Genomic DNA, 20277 nt, shown 5'->3' on the forward strand with positions numbered 1-20277 from the left:
AAAGCCGCCCCAAGGGGCGGCTTTCTGATTTTCTATCTGACCAAAGATCAGTTCGGGATCAGATCCGGAACGATGGTCACGATGGACGGAACCGCCCACAGCAGGGCCAGACCGGCCACCTGGATCAACACAAACGGGATGATACCGCGGTAGATGTGACCCGTGGTGACACTCGCCGGTGCAACGCCGCGCAGATAGAACAGCGCGAAGCCAAACGGCGGGGTCAGGAACGAGGTCTGCAAGTTTACTGCCACCATGATCGTCACCCATTTCGGATCAAAGGTGCCGCCATAGATGACCGGCCCCACGATCGGGATCACGATGTAGATGATTTCCAGGAAGTCGAGCACGAAGCCCAGCACGAAGAGCACCAGCATCACGATCAGGAAGACCGTCAGCTCGTTGTCGAAACTCTTCAGGAATTGCTGGATGTAATGCTCACCCCCGAAGGAGATCACGACAAGGTTCAGCAGCTGCGACCCGATCAAGATGGTGAACACCATCGAGGTCACTTTGGCCGTTTCGCGCACCACTGGGCTAAGTACGCCCGAGCGGAACAGAACCCAACAGCTGTAAAGCAGACCGAAAGCTGCATACAGATAGGCCGAGTAGGCTGCGAAGAACGCGATCCAGGTTTCTGCCGACACCTCTTTGGTGTTGATACGCAGGTCAAAGTTCATGCCCAGCAGGATCATGATCGCCACCGCGAAGGTGGAGTTGATGATGACCTTACCCGATGCATCCTCATCCTGCAGCTTGCGGTAGGCCGCCAGCATGATCGCACCAGCCGCACCCAGCGCCGCAGCGGGCGTCGGGTTGGTGATACCACCCAGGATCGAGCCCAGCACCGCAACGATCAGAACCAGCGGCGGGAACACCACGCGGATCAGTTCGTTTTTGGTGCAGCGCAGCACAGCTTCCTTACAGCCATAAAGCGCCAGCAGGGTCGGCAGCGCCATCAGCACCACAGTGCCACCTGCGCTGGTGGTCGGCGCGATCAGCAGGATGTCGACCAGCGCCAACAGGACCAGACCCATTGCACCAAGGATCAGCGGCTTCGTGTCCTTGGAGGGCGCGACGCCACGACCAAAGGCCAGCACCAGACCCAGTGCGATGATCAGGATCGAGATGCCGGTGCCGATCGGCGCGGCGGCTTCGGCCTTGGCGACGCGGGCGGCGTTGATCTCATCCTCGGTCAGCTTCACTGCCTCGTTCGAGGTGCCAGCGGCATCCAGTGCAGCCTGTTCGGCAACCGCGATGTCCCAAGCCTCTTGACCGTGCAGGGTGATCATCGACGCTTTACACTGTTCGCCCACATTGGTGCGCAGCGATGCGCCTTCACCAACGTCGGTGTAGCTGTCAACGGTCAGGTCCTGCGACCCCACCAGACCCAGATTGCCTGCCAGCATCACAGCAGCGATCAGACCAACCGGAACAAAGATGAACCAGGTCAGACCTTCACCACGGGTGATGGTTTCATGGCTGGACGGTTCCATCTGGACCGCAGGGGCCTTGGATGGGTTCAGCAGAGCATAGCCAAAGGCATAAAGCGCATAGAGCAGCGCCAGCATGACACCCGGCAGCAGTGCCGCCTGGAACAGTGTACCAACGGACAGAACCGCCGGCTCACCCAGATAGGTCAGCGCGTCGGTACAGCCTGCCTCAACTGCGCGTGCTTCTTGCGCAGCAGAGTAGAGGTCGCCCGCCAGCGTGCCCAACAGAACGATCACGATCGACGGTGGAATGATCTGCCCCAGCGTGCCCGACGCAGCAATCACACCAGTTGACAGTTCAGGGCTATAGCCGTTGCGCAGCATGGTCGGCAGCGACAGCAGGCCCATGGTCACAACAGTGGCGCCCACGATGCCGGTCGATGCCGCCAGAAACGCGCCCACAACCACAACCGATACTGCCAGGCCGCCGGGCAGCGGGCCAAAGACGCGCGCCATAGTGGTTAGCAGATCGTTTGCGATCTTGGAGCGTTCCAGCGTGATACCCATCAGAACGAACATCAGAACCGCCAGCAGCGTTTCGATCGACTGACCGGCCAGAACACGTTCGTTCATCCGGTTAACGATGAACGAAATGTTGCGGTTCATCGCGTCTTCCCAACCTTTGGGGAACACAGGTTCCTCAAGTCGTGGAAGATCCGGGTATCGGAAGACCGAGATGATTTCCTCTTTCACCCCAGAGGCGACAAGCGCCGCATAGGCATCCGACCCAGTGTCGATAGCCTGGTGAATAAGCAGTCCAGCGCTGTCCAGCGCGGCGATGATCCCGAAGGAAATAACCCCTGCACCACCGATGGCGAAGGCCACCGGGAAGCCCGACAGAATCGAGCCGAACAGGCAGAGGAAGACGATAAGCAGGCCGATTTCGACCCCATCAAGTCCAAAAAGCATAAGTTAGTCCTCAGCCTTAGTGCGTGCCTTCATAGGCTTCTTCACCTTCGCCAAGCGTATCCTTGTCGAGGTATTTGCCTTCGCTTTCCGGGCCTTCTTTCCACTCAAGGTACGAGCGGTAGAAGAACGCGATCCCGTGCAGGAAGATCATGGCGGCAAATGCCACAAGCAGGATCTTGAACAGGAAGTAACCCGAGAAGCCGTTGGGCGAGAAGCCGATGGTTTCCACGTTCCAGCGCAGAGCGCGCGATTTTGCGATCAGCCGTTCCAGTTTGTCCGAGGCCGACGGCTTCGGTACAATCAGATGGCGCCACATGAAGAACCAGCCGTACAGCCAGATCAGCGTTGCAGCGGGCAGCATGAAGATCAGCGAACCGATCATGTCGATCATCTTCTTGGTGCGGTATTTCACGCCCGAGTAGACCAGATCCACCCGCACATGGCCGCCCTGCACAAAGGTGTAAGACGCACAGAGTGCCACAACGAGAGCGTTGTAGAACTTCAGCTCTTCGGCGTACCAGCTGATGTCGAACTGCAGAGGCACACCAAAGCCGAACACGATGTCAGGCCGGGTAAAGATCCGCTGCATGAAAACGATGATAACCTGTTGCAGCACCATCAAGAGGCCTGCCCAGGCAAAGAAGCGGCCGGTTGTGTTGGCAAAGCCTTCCAGCCCGCGCACAATCGCCCACATGAAGTTGCGCTTCCACATGCCGATCGCGGTTACGATCAGGAAGGTGGTGAAGACGACAAAGAAGAACTCTACCGAACCACCGTAGTAGACAAAGCGCATGATGGCTTGCTTGTCGGACCAATCCAGCCACAGGCTGGGGTTGGTGACGGCATAGCCGAAGTTATAGAACGCCAGGGCGATGTTCTGGATGGTCCAGACAAACAAATCGCCAATGGACGCCAGAATCTGCCCAAAACCGGCAGCGCTGGATTCCTGCATGATATCCCCCATTTCCCCTATCCATGGTCACAGCTTCGCGGGGTTGCGGCTGGACCGGAACGGGCCCCGGAATTCCGAGGCCCGCCCACTATCGGTTAACTGACAGCTTAGCCGCCCAGAACGCGTACGCGCTGCTGGACGTAGTAGCCGTCCGACTTGTTGATCCACGAGGCCGAGGTGGCCAGCGAAGCTTCGAACGAGTTGCGGATTTTGGCGAACAGTTCGTCGCCCATGTTTTCGTCCATAACCTCTGCGGAGGCTTTGCCGAATGCGTCCCATACGTCGTCCGAGAACTGCAGGGTTTTCACGCCTTGGCTCTGCAGACGGGCCAGTGCGGCGCCGTTGTTTGCCAGGGTTTCGGCCAGCTGGAACTGGGTCACAGCCATAGAAGCGTAACGCAGGATCGCTTTGTGTTGATCCGACAGTTCGTTCCAAACGTCCAGGTTGACCGAGGAGGCCAGCGCCGAACCCGGCTCGTGGAAGCCTGCGGTGTAGTAGACTTTGGCAACTTCTTGGAAGCCGGCGCGTTCGTCAGCCATCGGGCCAACCCACTCCAGACCGTCCAGAGCGCCGGACGACAGCGCCTGATACAGTTCACCACCGGGGATGTTCTGAACGGATGCGCCCAGTTTACCCAGAACTTTGCCACCCAGACCGGGCATACGGAACTTCAGACCGTTGAAGTCATCAGCGGAGTTGATTTCTTTGCGGAACCAACCACCGGACTGCGAACCGGAGTTACCTGCCAGCAGACCTTTCAGGTTGAAGATCTCGCCCAGCTCGTCGTGCAGCTGCTCGCCGCCGCCGTGGTAGTACCAGTTCGATACTTCCTGTGCGGTACCGCCGAAGGGTACTGCGGTGAAGTAAGCGTAACCGGGATGCTGGTTGATGTAGTAGTAGTCAGCGGAGTGGTACATGTCTGCCTGGCCCGAAGACACAGCATCAAACACTTCCAGTGCGCCCACCAGTTCACCCGGTGCTTTTTTGTCGATGGTCAGAGTGCCACCGGACATTTCGCCAACCATTTTCTCCATGTAGCTGGCGGCATCATCCAGAACCGCAAAGCCGCGCGGCTAGGAGGTTACCATGGTCAGGGTGCGCTTGCCTTGGGCGTAAGCCGGGGCCGCCAGAGTGGAGGCCGCAGCGGCCGAACCGCCCAGTGCGGAAGTTTTCAGAAAAGAACGACGATCCATATATTGGTCCTCCCATTGGTCACAGCCCGTCTGTTACGGCTCTGGGCCGAAACAGCGGGCGGATCGTTTTCAGTGCGCCAAACCTACCAACACATGTCATTATGGGAATACCTACTACTACGTAGAACGCCCCCTAATTCACCTTAAGCCCTTAAAATTAGCCTATTTTTAAGACAAAATCTGCATACGCAGCGTCCATTCAGCGAAAATCCTAACGGGATCGCGCAAAGGCGAATGCGGTATTTCTACCCAGTATCTGGGGTGTGTTTTGCCTTTGATGGCAAAATTTCGTAACGAATCAGCTATGCACTTTTTCAGATTCCCCTTTCGCCCCAACTACGGCCAAAAGCTGACGCTGCTGGCGACATTGCCCCTTATTGTGGCTGTGGCGGCCATCTCATTACTGGTGGCGCACCAGTCCCGCCTGATGGCGGAGCGCGAGATCAAGGCGATGGAAGAACAGCTGATCGAGGCGAAAAAAGCCGAGCTGAAAAACTACGTCACCCAGGCCCGAAACGGGTTTTACTTTATATACGGCAGTGCGTCACCCAACGATGACGCGGCCAAGGAACAGGTGATGCAGATCCTGTCAGCGATGATCTACGGCGAAGAAGGCGCGTTCTTTGTCTACGACTATGATGGCAACAACCTGGTCAGTCCGCGTCAGACAGGATTGATCAACAACAACTGGCTGGGTTTGAAAGACAGCGAAGGCACCCCAGTGGTGGATGAACTGCTGGACATTGCCCGTTCTGGCGCGGGCTATCACAGCTATCTGTGGCCCAAACCATCCACCGGCGAAGAGGCGCGGATGATCACCTATGTCACCTCTTTCCCCAGTTGGCGGTGGGCGGTGGGCACTGGCGTGTTCATCGACGATGTTCTGGCCAGCACCGCCGCTGCACGGGCAGAGGTTGAGGCGCGCGTGCGCCGCACCTTCCTTTATATCGGGGCCATCACGCTGACGGCGGTTCTGGTTGTCTTTGCATCGGGCATGTTCCTGAATATCCGCGAACGGCGGTTGGCCGATGTGAAACTGAAAGAACTGAACCAGCGTGTTTTTGATGCGCAAGAAGAAGAGCGCGGGCGCGTGGCGCGGGAACTGCATGATGGTATCAGCCAGATCCTTGTCGGGGTGCGCTATGCACTGGATACCGCCAAACTGCGGTTGAAACAGGGTGATGACCGCGCAGGCGACACGCTGGACAAGGGTATCGGCAACCTCTTGGGCGCGATCCAAGAGGTGCGCCGCATCAGCCGCGACCTGCGCCCAGCCGCGCTGGATGATCTGGGCCTTGGCCCTGCCCTAAAAGCACTGACGAACGATTTTGCCAACCGCACCGGGATCGAAACCGAATTTAACACCGTCGTCTTTCGCAACCGACTGGATCAGGAAAGTAAGATCGCCCTTTACCGCATTGCCCAAGAGGCGCTGACCAACATCGAACGCCACGCAAATGCCACCAAGGTCAGCGTCGATATCCGCGGCCACCGCAACGGCGCCACTATGGCGATAGAGGACAACGGCGAAGGCATACCCCAAGATACAGCGCGCGGCGATCGCCCCGGTGGATTTGGCCTGCGCAACATGCAGGAACGGATTGAACAACTTGACGGACAGCTTAAAATCATATCTAGCCGCGACGGTACGTTGATCGAGGTTCAGCTGCCGCTCAGCCACCTGTTGCCGCCAGAAGACCCCAGCGATCCGCCCACCAAGACCGCATCGCGCATCTTTGAGACGACCAAAACGGGAGCAGCTTCATGACGGACACCGCCGAAGACACCCACGACACCGCACCGGTCAAACTGGTCATTGTCGATGATCACCCAATGGTCGCCGAAGGCATCCAATCCATCCTCGAAAGCTACGATGACCTAGAGGTACTGGCCACCTATCAGAGCGGCCGCGCCATTATTGATGCAGTCGAAGAGATGCAGCCCGATGTTATTCTGATGGACCTGAACATGCCCGATGTCGGCGGGTTGTCCGCGACAGAGATCATTCTGGAACGCAGCCCCGACACCCGCATCCTGATCCTAAGCATGCATGATTCACGCGAGTACATCTCAACCGCGCTGGCCCATGGGGCGATGGGCTATGTGCTAAAGGATGTGCCAACCGAAGAGATCAAGACAGCGATCGACACGGTGATGGGCGGAGAGCGCTACCTTTGCACTGGCGCGCAAGGCGCATTGGATCCAAGCGAAGGCAAGGCGCGCGACGCACTTACCGGCCGCGAACAGACGATCCTGCTGCAATTGGCGCAGGGCAAATCGAACAAAGAGGTGGCGCAGGCACTAGAAATATCCGTGCGCACTGTTGAAACCCACCGCAAGAACATCAAACGCAAGCTGGGCATTTCCTCAACCGCGGGTCTGACACGCTACGCGCTGGAACATGGTGTTTTGCAGGGCACCGGTGTCAGCCTCTGATCCTGCAGGCCTCGACGGCAAGCGACACATCTGATGGTTTCAACACGGGCGCCTACCGGCGCCCGTTATCCTGTGTGCAGCCGCAACTAACACACCCGCACACACCGTCACCCCCCGTGGACGCGAGGAAACAGCCACAAAAACACGTTTCAATTACTGAATATTTCCAAAAATTACACCAGCAAATCTATATCGCGCAATTTTCGCAAAGAAAATAACCCAAAAACGGGCATTTTGCATTCCATTATCTGTTGACGCCCCCTCAGCAGGCCAATAAAACCATGCCAAGCACCAAGTGAGGTCATTTCAACATGGACACCCTAGTGGTCATCGTAGAAAATTGGCGCATGGGCCGGTAACGGACACCATAATGGAACCCCATGCGCCCCCGAACGAAAGTCGGGGGCTTTTTCTTGGCAGCTGTAAAATTGACGTCGTAAACGGAGCGAAAACATGACACGTCAGATGACCGGAGCGAAAATGGTAGTCCAAGCCCTCAAGGATCAGGGTGTGGATGTCGTATTCGGATACCCCGGGGGCGCGGTGCTACCGATTTATGATGAGATCTTTCAGCAAAACGATATCAAGCACGTTCTCGTTCGCCACGAACAAGGCGCGGTTCATGCCGCCGAAGGCTATGCGCGTTCGACCGGCAAACCCGGTGTGTGCCTCGTGACCTCTGGCCCCGGTGCCACCAACGCGGTCACCGGCCTGACCGATGCGCTGCTGGACTCGATCCCGATTGTGGTTCTGACGGGTCAGGTACCCACCTTCATGATCGGTTCCGACGCCTTTCAGGAAGCCGACACCGTTGGCATCACCCGGTCCTGCACCAAGCATAACTGGCTGGTGAAAAACACTGACAAGCTGTCGGGCACCCTTCATGAGGCGTTCCATGTCGCCACCTCGGGCCGTCCGGGTCCGGTTCTGATCGACATCCCCAAGGATGTTCAGTTTGCCGATGGCGAATACACCCCGCCGCAAAAGGTTGAGGTCAGCCACTATCAGCCCAAGCTGAAGGGCGACATGGCCGAGATTGAGATGCTGGTCGACGCCATCGAAAAGGCCGAACGTCCGGTGTTTTACACCGGTGGTGGCGTCATCAACTCTGGCCCGGCGGCCAGCCAGCTGCTGCGTGAGCTGGTGGATGGCACCGGTTTCCCCATCACCTCCACCCTGATGGGTCTGGGCGCCTACCCGGCGTCTGGCAAGGGCTGGCTGGGGATGCTGGGCATGCACGGCCTGTATGAGGCCAACATGGCGATGCACGGCTGTGACCTGATGATCAACATCGGTGCGCGTTTTGATGACCGGATCACTGGCCGTCTGGATGCGTTCAGCCCCAACTCGACTAAGGCGCATATCGACATTGATCCCTCGTCGATCAACAAGGTGATCCGCGTGGACATCCCGATCGTTGGTGACGTGGGCCACGTGTTGGAAGACATCCTGAAAGTCTGGAAAGCCCGTGGTCGCAAGACCAACAAAGCGGCCCTTGCCAACTGGATGAAACAGATCGAAGAGTGGAAAGCAGTCAACTGCCTGCAGTTCAAGCAAGAAGGCAGCGTGATCAAACCGCAGTACGCGTTGGCGCGCCTTGAAGCCCTGACCAAAGGCATGGATCGCTACATCACCACCGAAGTGGGTCAGCACCAAATGTGGGCAGCTCAATACCTCGGGTTCGAAGATCCGAACCGTTGGATGACCTCTGGTGGTCTCGGCACCATGGGTTACGGCGTTCCGGCATCCGTAGGTGTGCAGATGGCGCATCAGGACAGCTTGGTGATCAACGTCGCAGGCGAAGCGTCGTGGCTGATGAACATGCAGGAAATGGGCACTGCCATGCAGTTCCGCCTGCCGGTGAAACAGTTCATCCTGAACAACGAACGTCTGGGCATGGTGCGCCAATGGCAGGAACTGCTGCACGGTGAACGCTACAGCCACAGCTGGTCGGAATCGCTGCCTGATTTCGTGAAACTGGCCGAGGCATTTGGCTGTAAGGGCATTCAGTGTTCTGACCCTGCCGACCTGGACGACGCGATCATGGAAATGATCGAATATGATGGGCCTGTGATCTTTGACTGTCTGGTAGAGAAGCATGAAAACTGCTTCCCGATGATCCCGTCGGGCAAGGCCCACAATGAAATGCTCTTGGGCGATGCAGAAACTCAGGGCGTGATCCAGTCCGGCGGCGCGGTTCTGGTGTGATGATGCGCCTCGGGGGCAGTCCCTGCCCCCGATCCCTCCATTGCTGATGCACAAGATTTGAGAGATAGAAAAATGGCAGCTCTACACATCAAAAAAGGCTCCACGAGCCATTCCGCCTATAACCTACGCCCGAACTTTTCGGACATGAAGGAACGTCACACACTGGCCATTCTGGTGGACAACGAACCGGGTGTTCTGGCCCGTGTGATCGGTCTGTTCTCGGCCCGCGGATACAACATCGAAAGCCTGACCGTAGCCGAGGTGGATCATGCTGGCCATCTGAGCCGGATCACCATCGTCACCACCGGCACCCCGCAGGTGATCGAACAGATCAAGGCGCAGCTGGGCCGCATCGTTCCGGTGCATGACGTGCATGACCTGACCGTCGAAGGCGCGGTTGTGGAACGTGAACTGGCGCTGATCAAGGTCGAAGGCGAAGGCGAAAAGCGCATCGAAGCACTGCGTCTGGCCGAAATTTTCCGCGCCAATGTGGTCGATTCGACCCTCACCAGTTTTGTCTTTGAAATGACCGGCGCGCCTGACAAGATCGAGGCCTTTGCCGAATTGATGCAGCCGCTGGGGCTGGTTGAGATTGCCCGCACCGGCGTTGCTGCCCTGTCGCGCGGCGCGTGACGCGGATCACAACCCAGACATGACAAGGGCCGCATCTTGCGGCCCTTTTTCTTTGCACACTCAAACGACTACGGGCGGCACTCCCTCCCCTACCCGTCTTGCATCTGTTGGTCGACCAGCTGTTCTTCGTTGATCATCGCCTGTAGCTGACGGCGGAACCTCAGCTGGCCGCCATCAATGGGCAGGTCGATATGAGGGGATGTTTTTTCATCCATGCCGATCTGCACCTCATCCAACACAGCGCGATCCTCTTCAAAGGCTTTGCGCACATCCTCGCTCATCAACGCGCTCAACTCGGCATCATCTGGGCGGATGTTACGCAGTTGGAACCAGTAATATCGGGTTTCCCTTTCACTGGTCGGCGTCATGAAGTTGTAGCTGTCCATGATGAATGTATCTGGGTGCAGTGATCCGTCCGGCCCACCTGTCCCAGCTGGGGTGAAAATAGCGCGGATCAGGGCATGGCTGGGGTAGCGCACCTCATAGTGCTGCAGGCGGTCACAGTTGCCCTTAAAACCAATCACCTTTTTATAGAACGGCGCAGGCTCCACATCCATCATCCAACGATGCACAATGACGCCTTCGTCGGTCTTCTTCACCCGCAAGGGCGTATCCTTGGTCGCGTCCTGCGCAAAAGACCCCTCATGTACCCATGCCACATGGGTCGGATCCAACAGGTTATCCGTCATGTAGAGGTAGTTGCATTGCAACTCCATCGCAGCACCGCGGTTAATGCCCCAATCAGGGTTGTCATAGTTCTCAATCTCAAAGATCTCGGACGGGTCAGCCATCGCGGCGTTGCCCATCCAGATCCAGACCAGCCCGTATTTTTCATGCACAGGATAGGCCCGCACCTTGGCCGCTGAAGGGATGCGGCCAGTACCCGGCGCCCAGACGCATTGGCCCGCGCAATCAAAGGTCAGGCCATGATATCCACACTCGACATTGTCCCCTTTGATCCGTCCTTTGGACAGCGGTAGCTTGCGGTGGGGACAGGCGTCTTCTAGCGCGATGACCTCATCGCTACTGGTGCGATACACGCAAATCTTTTCACCTAGGACACGGATCTGTTGCAGATCGCGGGTGATTTCTTGCGACCATGCAGCCACATACCAAGCGTTTTTCAGAAACATTGCGCTCTCCTGCTGGGCCTGCGACGGGCGCAGGATCTTCCGGGCATTTTGGGTAAATATCGGGTGCGTTAGCTGCACCGCGATCCAGCGCCACCCTAAAGGTCGCGCAGGCATCGCACAAGGATGAGGCGAGCGAATTACCCCCCACTATCGTGCATTTTTATTTATTCGTCAGATACTTCTGCTGTTTGCAGCAACAAATCATAAAGGTGCCAAGTCGCGTGGCCCAACAGCGGCAACACAATGAAAAGCCCCATGAACGCCGGCAGCATCGCCACAAAGGTCAGCACAGCGACAAAACCCGCCCACAGGATCATCGGCACAAAGTTCTCCTGCACCAGTTGGAAGGAGGCGATCATCGCAGACACATAATCCACCTCTCGGTCCAAGAGCATCGGCAGCGACACCACGGTGATCATGAACAGCAACAGCGCAAACCCCGCCCCGACGACTGAACCAACAGCCAGCATCGATAGGCCGTTTGATGTCAGGTACACTTCGAAGGAGGTGGACACATTGGTCATCGTCACAGTGCCCATAAACACAGCAAAGATCATATGAGCGAGGAAGAACCAGAACAGAAACATAAAGATGATGATCGCGCTGATCGACGGCAGCTGCCGTTGGCTCTGCAACAGGATGACGCCAAAAATCCCCTTCATGCTCAGTGTTTCCTGTCGTTCCAATCGGCGGCTTACCTCATAGAGCCCCACAGCCGTAAACGGCCCAATCAGCGGAAAGCCTGCGGCGGCAAAGACCAGCCAATAGCTATGACCACTCCAGCGGGTGAGCCAGACCATGAAGATACCAAGCAGCACATAGACAGAGGCAAAGATCACCCCGAACACCGGTGCGCGCATGAAATCGTGCCAGCCGCGCCGCAGCGCTTCTGCCAGCACGCCAAGGGTCACCGCACCGAATTCCGGCACGCCGTGTTGCAGACCGCCAATGGTTCCATTTTCATGCGTGTTGTGCGCCTGATGCGCGGTTGCGTGCTGTTCTGCCGCCTCCGTCATGCAAATCCTCCCTCAACCTTGCGATACGCTTGGCCTCTCACTCCTCAAGGGTAGGTTAAGCAGATGTCGGCCTGTTGCCTACCCACTTTGTGAACAGGTGGGAAAGCTACGGGATTGAACGCGAGTCAATGCAAACGCAGGCTATGTGCCGGTCGCGGCGGGTGTTTGCCCGGCCAGTTCGTCGCCTCATGCCAGGCTTGCGCGATTTGTAAGACCCGCAGATCCCCGCGCGGTGGACCGATCAATTGCATTCCCATTGGCAGGCCATTGGGGCCAAATCCTGCAGGGATCGACATGCAGGGCAACCCTAGCAAACTGACAGGCACCACAATTTCCATCCAGCGGTGGTAGGTGTCCATCGTCCGCCCTGCAATCTCTTTTGGATAGCGGTCCCCAACCGCAAAGGGCCAGACCTGCGCCGAAGGCATCATCAGGATATCTACATCAGCAAACAGCTCCACCGCACGGCGGAACCAATCCGAACGCACCACAGATGCCCGATGCACTGCCATGGCGCTAAGCGCCTTGCCGCGCTCAATTTCCCAGATAGCTTCTTCCTTTAGCTGCCCCCGACTGGCGAGGTTGGCGTGCAACGGTGACAGTGTTCCCGCGATAGACCACGACCTCAAGGTACACCAAGCATTCCACAGTTTCGCCGCCTCAAAGGGTGCTGGCAGCTCCACCACCTCACAGCCCAGCTGCTCAAAGACACCCAGCGCACTTTCGCAGGTGTCCAGAACGCCCGCCTCCATCGGATAGGCACCACCCCAGTCAGACAACCAGCCAATGCGCAGCCCGTTCACATTGGTGCGGATGCGGTCCAGAAACATTTGTGGCAACAACCCATGCGGCTGGCGAATGTCCCAGCCGGTCATCACCTCCAACAGGGCGGCAATATCGGCGGGGGAACGCCCCATCGGGCCGTTTGTCGACATCTGCTGCAAAAATACCTCGCCCTCGGGGTCGGCGGGGACGCGGCCGAAACTGGGGCGGAAACCATAGACGTTATTCCACGCCGCCGGATTGCGCAGGCTGCCCATCATGTCGGACCCATCCGCGACACATACCATCCGCGTCGCCAACGCGGCCGCCGCACCACCTGATGAACCGCCAGCGGACCGTGTCATGTCATAAGGATTTTTGGTGGCACCGTAGACTTCGTTAAAGGTGTGGCTGCCCAAACCAAATTCCGGCGTATTCGTTTTACCGATAAATAGCGCACCAGCCCGCCGCATCCGTTCGACAAACACGCTATCCTGTGTGGCCACCTTGCGCGCCTGCAACGGCGACCCCATGGACGAAACGATGCCTTCGACATGGGCCAGATCCTTGACCGCGACAGGAATTCCGTGCAGCCAACCGCGCCTTTCGGTCTGGTCCATTGCGCGCGCTTCTTCCAACAGACGATCCCCGTCGCGCAGCGCCACGATAGCATTCACATCCCCATTGACCGCAGTGATCCGTTCCAGCGTCGCCCGCATCAGTTCTACTGCGCTCAACTCCCGTGCTTCGAGGAGCGTCGACAGGTCCAACGCATCACAATCCAGAATATCCATGATCCACTCCGATCTACACACACAGAGGATTGCCCAAACACCGGTAACAGACAATCCCATAAGGTAAACGACCAAGGCGCGAGAATGGTTTAGCTGTCACACCTCACCCAGTGGGACGACAACAAAAAGGCGCCCCATTTGGGACGCCCTTTTTTCGAAACCACTGCGGCAGATGCCGTGCCGTTTAATCTTCGGCCTGCGCATCTGCGCGGCTTTTGCCGGATACATCCATCGCCAGCGTCGCGGCCATGAACCCGTCCAGATCACCATCCAGCACACCTTTGGTGTCGCTGGTTTCATGGCTGGTACGCAGGTCTTTGACCATTTGGTAGGGTTGCAGAACGTAGGAGCGGATCTGGTTGCCCCAGCCCGCGTCACCCTTGTTTTCGTGCGCCTCGTTGATGGCGGCGTTGCGACGATCCAGTTCCTGTTGGTACAGGCGCGATTTCAGCGCTTTCATCGCGATGTCACGGTTCTGGTGCTGCGATTTTTCGGACGAGGTGACAACGATACCGGTCGGAATGTGGGTAATCCGTACCGCAGAGTCGGTGGTGTTCACGTGCTGACCACCAGCACCGGACGAGCGGTAGGTGTCGACGCGGATATCGGACGGGTTCACCTCAATCTCGATATTGTCGTCCACCACCGGATAGACCCAGACAGAGCTGAACGAGGTGTGACGCTTCGCAGCCGAGTCATAGGGCGAAATCCGCACCAGACGGTGCACGCCGGATTCCGATTTCAGCCAGCCATAGGCGTTGTGGCCGGTGATCTTGTAAGCGGCGGATTTAATGCCCGCCTCTTCGCCTGCGGTCATCGACTGCAGTTCGACCTTGTAGCCCTTCTTCTCGGCCCAGCGGACATACATACGCGCCAGCATCGACGCCCAGTCGCAGCTTTCCGTGCCGCCCGCGCCCGAGTTAATCTCGAGGAAGGTGTCGTTGCTGTCCGCCTCACCGTTCAGGAGTGCTTCCAGCTCTTTCTCAGCGGCCTTTGCCACCAAAGCCTTCAGCGCCGCTTCGGCGTCTGCGATGACCTCGTCATCTTCTTCCATCTCACCCAGTTCGATCAGCTCGATGTTGTCAGCAACTTCTTGCTTCATATCGTCATGGGTTTTGATCGCATCCAAGAGCGTCTGACGCTCGCGCATCAGCTTCTGGGCGTTTTCAGGATCATCCCACAGGGTCGGATCTTCGACGCGGGCGTTGAACTCTTCCATGCGGTATTGCGCGGTTTCATAGTCCATCCGCTGCCGCAGCAACGCCAGGGATTTCTCAATCTCGGAAACAGTGTTCTGAATTTCGGCGCGCATGGGGCAATCCTGCTTATCTCTTTACAGTGCTGCGTGATACCAAGGCCGCGCCTGTGATACAAGCGCCCAGACCACCGCAACGATCACAGCCCCCTGCCCGCGTGAATTGTTTCGCTAGCCCCCCGTGCTAAACGTCAAAACGCCCCACGCAATCAGCGCAGGGCGTTTCAAATGCCAAAGCTAATACCAACCTGAGTTAATATAGCCCGCCAGAAGACACCGCGCCAAAGCTGGCCTTGGGTCCCACAACCGTGGTGCGCCCGGTGGAGGTGGTGACCTCCTGCCCTTGCTCTTCGATTTCGTTAAAGAGCGGCAGGTTCGATCCCATGGCAAAACCACCGTCAAAGGTCAGACCAAACAGCGGCTCCTCACCATCGCGGAAGAACTCAGCAACCACATGTTCACCGCTGGCATCATCGGCCAGACGTTCACCGGTGAAACGGTCAATCTTAATGAAACGCCCATCTTCAGGCACCTTGAAGGCACCGCCGCCGTATTTCTTGACCGCTTCTTTCATGAACTCGTTGAACACCGGACCACACATGGTGCCGCCATAGGCCCCACGGCCCAGCGGGCGTGGGTTGTCGTGCCCCATGTAGCAGCCCGCCACGATGTTCGACGAAAAGCCTACGAACCACACATCGCGGGAATCGTTGGTGGTCCCGGTCTTGCCCGCGATCGGAACCCCAACGCGGATGTTGGTGGCAGTGCCGCGATCCACAACGCCCTTCATCATCGACGTCAGCTGATAGGCGGTGGTCTGATCCATCACCCGTTCGCGGTTGCTGAAAATGCGCGGCGCCTGACCTGCAGGCAGGTTCGCATCCGCACAGTTCACACAGTCACGTTGATCGTGGCGATAGATCGTGCGACCGTAGCGGTCCTGAATACGGTCCACCAGCGTCGGCTCTACCCGTTCACCGCCATTTGCAAACATCGCGTAGGCCGCCACGATCTTGAACAGCGTGGTTTCATCCGCGCCAAGCGAGTTCGCCAAAAACTGCCCCATGTTGTCATAGACACCAAAACGTTCGGCATAATCCGCGACCACATCCATGCCCACCTCTTGCGCCAGACGGATGGTCATCAGGTTCCGCGACTGTTCGATGCCGGTGCGCAGAGGCGTAGGGCCATAGAATTTGTTGGACGAGTTTTTGGGCCGCCACAGGCCTTGGGGCGTGTTCACCTCGATCGGGGCGTCAATCACGATGGTCGCAGGCGAATAGCCGCTATCCAGCGCAGCCGCATAAACAAACGGTTTGAAGCTGGATCCCGGCTGACGACGCGCCTGTGTTGCGCGGTTGAACACCGAATGCTGGTAGCTGAAACCGCCCTGCATCGCGATCACACGGCCCGTGTTCACATCCATCGCCATGAAACCGCCCTGAATTTCCGGCACTTGGCGCAGGGTCCAGCGTACGAAACTGCCGTCCGCATCCTTGGTCATGGCGCGCACCAGAACCACATCGCCAACGCTCAGCAGATCACCGGCTTTCTTAGCCTTGCGCCCAACCTTACCGTTTTCCAGCAGTGGGCCAGCCCAAGTCACGTCCTTGGCCACGATCCAGTGACCATCAGCATCCTCATCCACACCTTCGATACCGATACGCATGTCGTTTTTACCTGCGGCCAGAACCACCGCAGGGTGCCATTTGCCGTTCAGGGTGATGTCACGGGGCACCGCCGCCTTGGCCAATGCCGCGCGCCAGCTGTCCTCATCCGCCAACTGATCTTCGGGGATAGTCACACCCGTGCCACGCCAGACACCGCGACCACGGTCATAATCCTCCAGCCCACGGCGCAGCGCCTCGGCGGCAATCACCTGCATTTCAGGTTCCACCGTCGCACGCACGGTCATCCCACCGGAGAAGAACTGCTCTTCGCCAAAATCGCTGCTCAACTGGCGACGGATTTCATCGGTAAAGTAATCACGCGGCGGCAAGGCGGATTTGAAGCTGTCAAAATCTCCGTTCTGAACCGAACGCAGCGGCAGCTCGCGCTCTGCCTCATAGGCCGCTTGGGTGATATAGCCGTTTTCGGCCATTTCCTTCAGCACGAAGTTGCGGCGCGCCAGCACCCGGTCCTTGTTGCGTACAGGGTGAAATTTGCCCGGCGCCTTCGGCATTGAGGCAAGGGTTGCCGCCTCATGCGGGGCCAACTCACCCAGCGTCTTGTTGAAATAAGTCTGCGCCGCCGCCGTTACACCGTAGGAGTTCTGACCAAGGAAAATTTCGTTCAGATACAGCTCAAGGATCTTATCCTTGTCCAGCGTATCCTCCACCCGCGTGGCAAGGATGATCTCTTTGATCTTACGCTCAATTTTGCGTTCGCCGCCAAGTAGGAAGTTCTTCATCACCTGCTGGGTGATCGTCGACGCCCCACGCACGGATTGCCCACGCGAACGCGCCGCCTCTACCATCGCAGCGACGATACCACGGGCGTCATACCCTTGGTGCGTGTAGAAATTCTTATCCTCGGCCGAGATGAAGGCGTATTTCACCAGATCAGGGATTTCTTCGGCGGGGGTGAACAGACGACGTTCTTTGGCAAACTCGTCAATCAGCCGCCCCTCGCCGGAATAGATCCGGCTGATGGTGGGGGGCGTGTATTGCGCCAGTGCCTCATGGCTGGGCAGGTCGCGACCGTAGATATAGAAAATCGACCCGATGCTCAACGCCGCTACGGCGATGCCCAGCGTGATCAGGGAAAAAATACCCCCGAAAAAGGAAAAGATGAACCTCAGCACTGGTGGCGTCCTTATCTTGGGATCGGTCTTGGTCTACGCGTGTTAAGCGCACTCTATAATCGTCCCCGCAAAGGGCGTCAAAACAAGAAGGCGTAATGCCCCCACCTCAGCCAGCTTTTGCCCACTGACGTTGGGGCGCGTGCCGCAGTGCGGTTGCCAAAATTACTGCCGCACCATTTGCGCCCGCGCCGCGTCATCACGCGCCCAGGCCTGCAGCGCATCACGAATGCCCGCAGCTGCGTTAATCCGCCACTGTTTGTTGGTGATGTTTTTCAGGTCCCGTTCGCTAGACATAAACCCGATTTCCAACAAGACCGATGGGATATCAGCGGCCTTCAACACCGAAAACCCAGCGCGTCGCAGCGGCCGCCGGTTCAGGGGCGCACCAACATCGCCCAGACCGCTGATCATTGCTGCTGCCAGCCGGTCTGCACGCGGTGCGGTTTCTTGACGGGCAAGATCCATCAACACATCTGCGACCACGTCATCCTGCCCCGTCAAATCGACACCCGACAGAATATCGGAACGGTTGTGGCGTTCGGCCAGTTTGGCAGATGCGGCATCCGACGCCTCTCCGGAAAGTAGATACAGCGTTGCCCCCAACGCCTGTCCTTCGGCCAAGGCATCTGCGTGCAGCGACAAAAAAACATGAGCGCCAACGGCATGCGCCATCGCGACGCGCCGTTCCAGACTGACAAAACGGTCCTCTTCCCGCGTAAGGAACACCTCAAAACCGCCTGATCGCAAAAGGGTTTCCTTAAGTTCCAGCGCGAATGCCAGCATCAGATCCTTTTCTGCATACCCCTGCCGTTCGGCACCGGGATCAATACCGCCATGGCCAGGGTCCAGCATCACCCGCAACGGGCCGTCGCCGGGCAGACCTGTGACCTTGGCCTGCCCTGTCACCGGCGGCAGGTCCCAGCGAGGATCATAGGGCGCCCCCGATTTTGCGACAAAATCCCCCGCCTCAACTGACGCCAAGGTGACGACCAAATTGGCCCGCGCAGTCTCTGCCTCTGTCACCATCTCCACCGTCTCAACGGCCAAAGGGGTGGCCAGATCAACCACCATCCGCGACCAGCCGGGCCGCACGCCGCCAAAGCGCAGGGCCGATACGCCATCCGCATTCAGCAACGCGGTTTCCGTGACACCACGCCAATCGACCTCGCGAAAATCCAAAACCAACCGAGCAGGCTCAGCCAAGGTATAGACCCGAAACGGCACGCCCTGTGTCAGGCCAAGGCGTAGTTCAACGCCGCCACCCCAAGTGTCGCGCACATGGGACGCACCCACCTCAACCCGTGCCAGCCCGCTCAGATCCTGCGCCGCTGCAGGCGTCAGCGCCGCCAGCATGGTCCAAACCATCACACCCCAAATCTTGATCAGCCTGCGCACCGGATTCGCCCCCGTTTGTTTGTTCCGCAAATCCTAATGCAGCCACCACAAAAAGCGAAGGGCCAGCGCGCGCCCGCACCAGCCCTTTCGATGATCCTCAAATACTCAAATCCGACAGGACCCTCAGGCGCCGCGCTGCGCCATGAAGCGTTGCAGGCGCGCCAGCCCTTCCTCAATCTGAGCGGTTTCGCGCGCATAGGAAAACCGCAGCGTACCGCCCCCGCGCACCGGATCGAAATCCAGTCCCGGCGTCACCGCAACGCCTGCCTTCTCCAAAATCTCGGCAGCGAAGGCGCGGCTGTCGTCGGTCAGGTCGCTGACGTCTGCATAGATAAAGAACGCCCCGTCCGGCGGTGCGATTTTGGTGAAACCAGCCTTGGGCAGACCGTCCAGCATCAACTGACGATTGCGGCGGTAGACGGCCATGTTTGCCTCCAGCTCGTCCTCGCAATCCATCGCGTGCAGGGCCACAATCTGACTGGCATGCGGCGAACAGATGAACATGTTCTGCGCCAAACGTTCGACAATGCGCACCTGATCTTCGGGCACCACCATCCAGCCGCAGCGCCAGCCGGTCATCGAAAAATACTTGGAAAATGAGTTGATGACATAACACTCATCACTCACCTGAAGGGCGGTCACAGCCTTCGCCTCATATTCAATGCCATGATAGATCTCATCCGAGATAAACGAGGCGCCATGTGCATATGCCCCCTGCATCAAAGCCTCCATCGCGTCGTAATCCAGCATCGTCCCCGTGGGATTGGCGGGCGAGGCGACCAGCAGACCGTTCAGATCCATATCCGCGAAATCCGCTGGAACCGGTTGCAGCCGGTTTTCCGGCGCACTGGGCAGATCTACGGGCGTCATCCCCAGCGCCTTCAGGATTTGACGATAAGACGGATAGCCCGGCGCGCCGATGCCGACGCGGTCGCCACTGTCAAACAGCGCCGAAAAGGCAAGGATGAACGCCCCAGACGATCCCGGCGTGATCACCACGCGGTTCCAATCCAGATCGACGTTGTACCAGTCGCCATACATCTGAGCGATGCGTTTGCGTAGCGCTGGCAGGCCCAGACCGCCAGTGTAACCCAGACTGTCCGTTTCCATCGCACGAGCAAGGGCGGCACGCGCTGCGGCGGGGGCGGCGGTGCCGGGTTGGCCCACTTCCATATGCACAATATCGCGGCCCGCGGCCTCTGCAGCATGGGCGGCTTCCATCACATCCATCACAATGAAGGGATCAACCTCAGATCGACTTGAGTTCCACATTACTATCTCCCATTCTGCAGCCA

13 protein-coding genes and 1 pseudogene are annotated in these 20277 nt (G+C 58.1%); 4 read left to right on the forward strand and 10 right to left on the reverse strand.

The genetic code is table 11. The annotated features are described in order from the left end of the window. Window positions 1–47: 47 nt before the first annotated feature. The 3 genes and pseudogenes from TM5383_RS04190 to TM5383_RS04200 all read right to left on the reverse strand — a co-directional run bounded on the left by TM5383_RS04190 (window position 48) and on the right by TM5383_RS04200 (window position 4547). Complete coding sequence (locus TM5383_RS04190) at window positions 48–2402, reverse strand: TRAP transporter large permease (RefSeq protein WP_058317798.1); 2355 nt, start codon at window positions 2400–2402, stop codon at window positions 48–50. A 16-nt stretch (window positions 2403–2418) separates the two neighbouring features. Beyond that, on the reverse strand, window positions 2419–3354 hold the full coding sequence (locus TM5383_RS04195) for a TRAP transporter small permease subunit (RefSeq protein ID WP_058318375.1): 936 nt from the start codon (window positions 3352–3354) through the stop codon (window positions 2419–2421). A 107-nt stretch (window positions 3355–3461) separates the two neighbouring features. Next, window positions 3462–4547, reverse strand: a pseudogene (locus tag TM5383_RS04200) (TRAP transporter substrate-binding protein). 304 nt (window positions 4548–4851) lie between these two features. Between TM5383_RS04200 and TM5383_RS04205 the strand changes: the two are divergent. The 4 genes from TM5383_RS04205 to ilvN all read left to right on the forward strand — a co-directional run bounded on the left by TM5383_RS04205 (window position 4852) and on the right by ilvN (window position 9824). Beyond that, the gene (locus TM5383_RS04205) at window positions 4852–6315 is read left to right on the forward strand and encodes a cache domain-containing protein (RefSeq protein ID WP_058317799.1); all 1464 of its coding nucleotides are present in this window, start codon (window positions 4852–4854) and stop codon (window positions 6313–6315) included. Beyond that, on the forward strand, window positions 6312–6983 hold the full coding sequence (locus tag TM5383_RS04210) for a response regulator transcription factor (protein WP_058317800.1): 672 nt from the start codon (window positions 6312–6314) through the stop codon (window positions 6981–6983). The genes TM5383_RS04205 and TM5383_RS04210 overlap by 4 nt, the downstream gene beginning before the upstream one ends. Window positions 6984–7436: 453 nt before the next feature. Beyond that, window positions 7437–9191, forward strand: a complete 1755-nt coding sequence (locus tag TM5383_RS04215) for an acetolactate synthase 3 large subunit (protein ID WP_058317801.1) — start codon at window positions 7437–7439, stop codon at window positions 9189–9191. A gap of 72 nt (window positions 9192–9263) precedes the next feature. Then, window positions 9264–9824, forward strand: coding sequence for an acetolactate synthase small subunit (gene ilvN, locus TM5383_RS04220; RefSeq protein ID WP_058317802.1), 561 nt, complete (start codon window positions 9264–9266; stop codon window positions 9822–9824). A gap of 89 nt (window positions 9825–9913) precedes the next feature. Here ilvN and TM5383_RS04225 read toward each other — a convergent pair whose 3' ends face one another. The 7 genes from TM5383_RS04225 to TM5383_RS04255 all read right to left on the reverse strand — a co-directional run bounded on the left by TM5383_RS04225 (window position 9914) and on the right by TM5383_RS04255 (window position 20254). Continuing rightward, window positions 9914–10957 (reverse strand): aromatic ring-hydroxylating dioxygenase subunit alpha, encoded by a 1044-nt coding sequence (locus tag TM5383_RS04225; protein WP_058317803.1) that lies wholly within the window; start codon window positions 10955–10957, stop codon window positions 9914–9916. Window positions 10958–11121: 164 nt separating this feature from the next. After that, complete coding sequence (locus TM5383_RS04230; RefSeq protein WP_082645389.1) at window positions 11122–11973, reverse strand: DUF2189 domain-containing protein; 852 nt, start codon at window positions 11971–11973, stop codon at window positions 11122–11124. A gap of 125 nt (window positions 11974–12098) precedes the next feature. Continuing rightward, window positions 12099–13529: an amidase gene (locus TM5383_RS04235; RefSeq protein ID WP_058317804.1), complete on the reverse strand. Its 1431-nt coding sequence runs from the start codon at window positions 13527–13529 to the stop codon at window positions 12099–12101. Window positions 13530–13713: 184 nt separating this feature from the next. After that, on the reverse strand, window positions 13714–14841 hold the full coding sequence (prfB, locus tag TM5383_RS04240; RefSeq protein ID WP_058317805.1) for a peptide chain release factor 2: 1128 nt from the start codon (window positions 14839–14841) through the stop codon (window positions 13714–13716). 196 nt (window positions 14842–15037) lie between these two features. Next, window positions 15038–17587: a penicillin-binding protein 1A gene (locus TM5383_RS04245; protein ID WP_058317806.1), complete on the reverse strand. Its 2550-nt coding sequence runs from the start codon at window positions 17585–17587 to the stop codon at window positions 15038–15040. 162 nt (window positions 17588–17749) lie between these two features. Beyond that, a complete protein-coding gene (locus TM5383_RS04250; RefSeq protein ID WP_231725029.1) occupies window positions 17750–18982 on the reverse strand; it encodes an N-acetylmuramoyl-L-alanine amidase in 1233 nt (410 codons plus the stop codon). 123 nt (window positions 18983–19105) lie between these two features. Further along, entirely contained in the window at window positions 19106–20254 is a 1149-nt protein-coding gene (locus tag TM5383_RS04255) for a pyridoxal phosphate-dependent aminotransferase (protein WP_058317807.1), read from the reverse strand. Between the last annotated feature and the right edge of the window lie 23 nt (window positions 20255–20277).

The sequence above is a fragment of the Thalassovita mediterranea genome, assembly GCF_001458435.1.
In the GTDB taxonomy this organism is placed as follows: domain Bacteria; phylum Pseudomonadota; class Alphaproteobacteria; order Rhodobacterales; family Rhodobacteraceae; genus Thalassobius; species Thalassobius mediterraneus.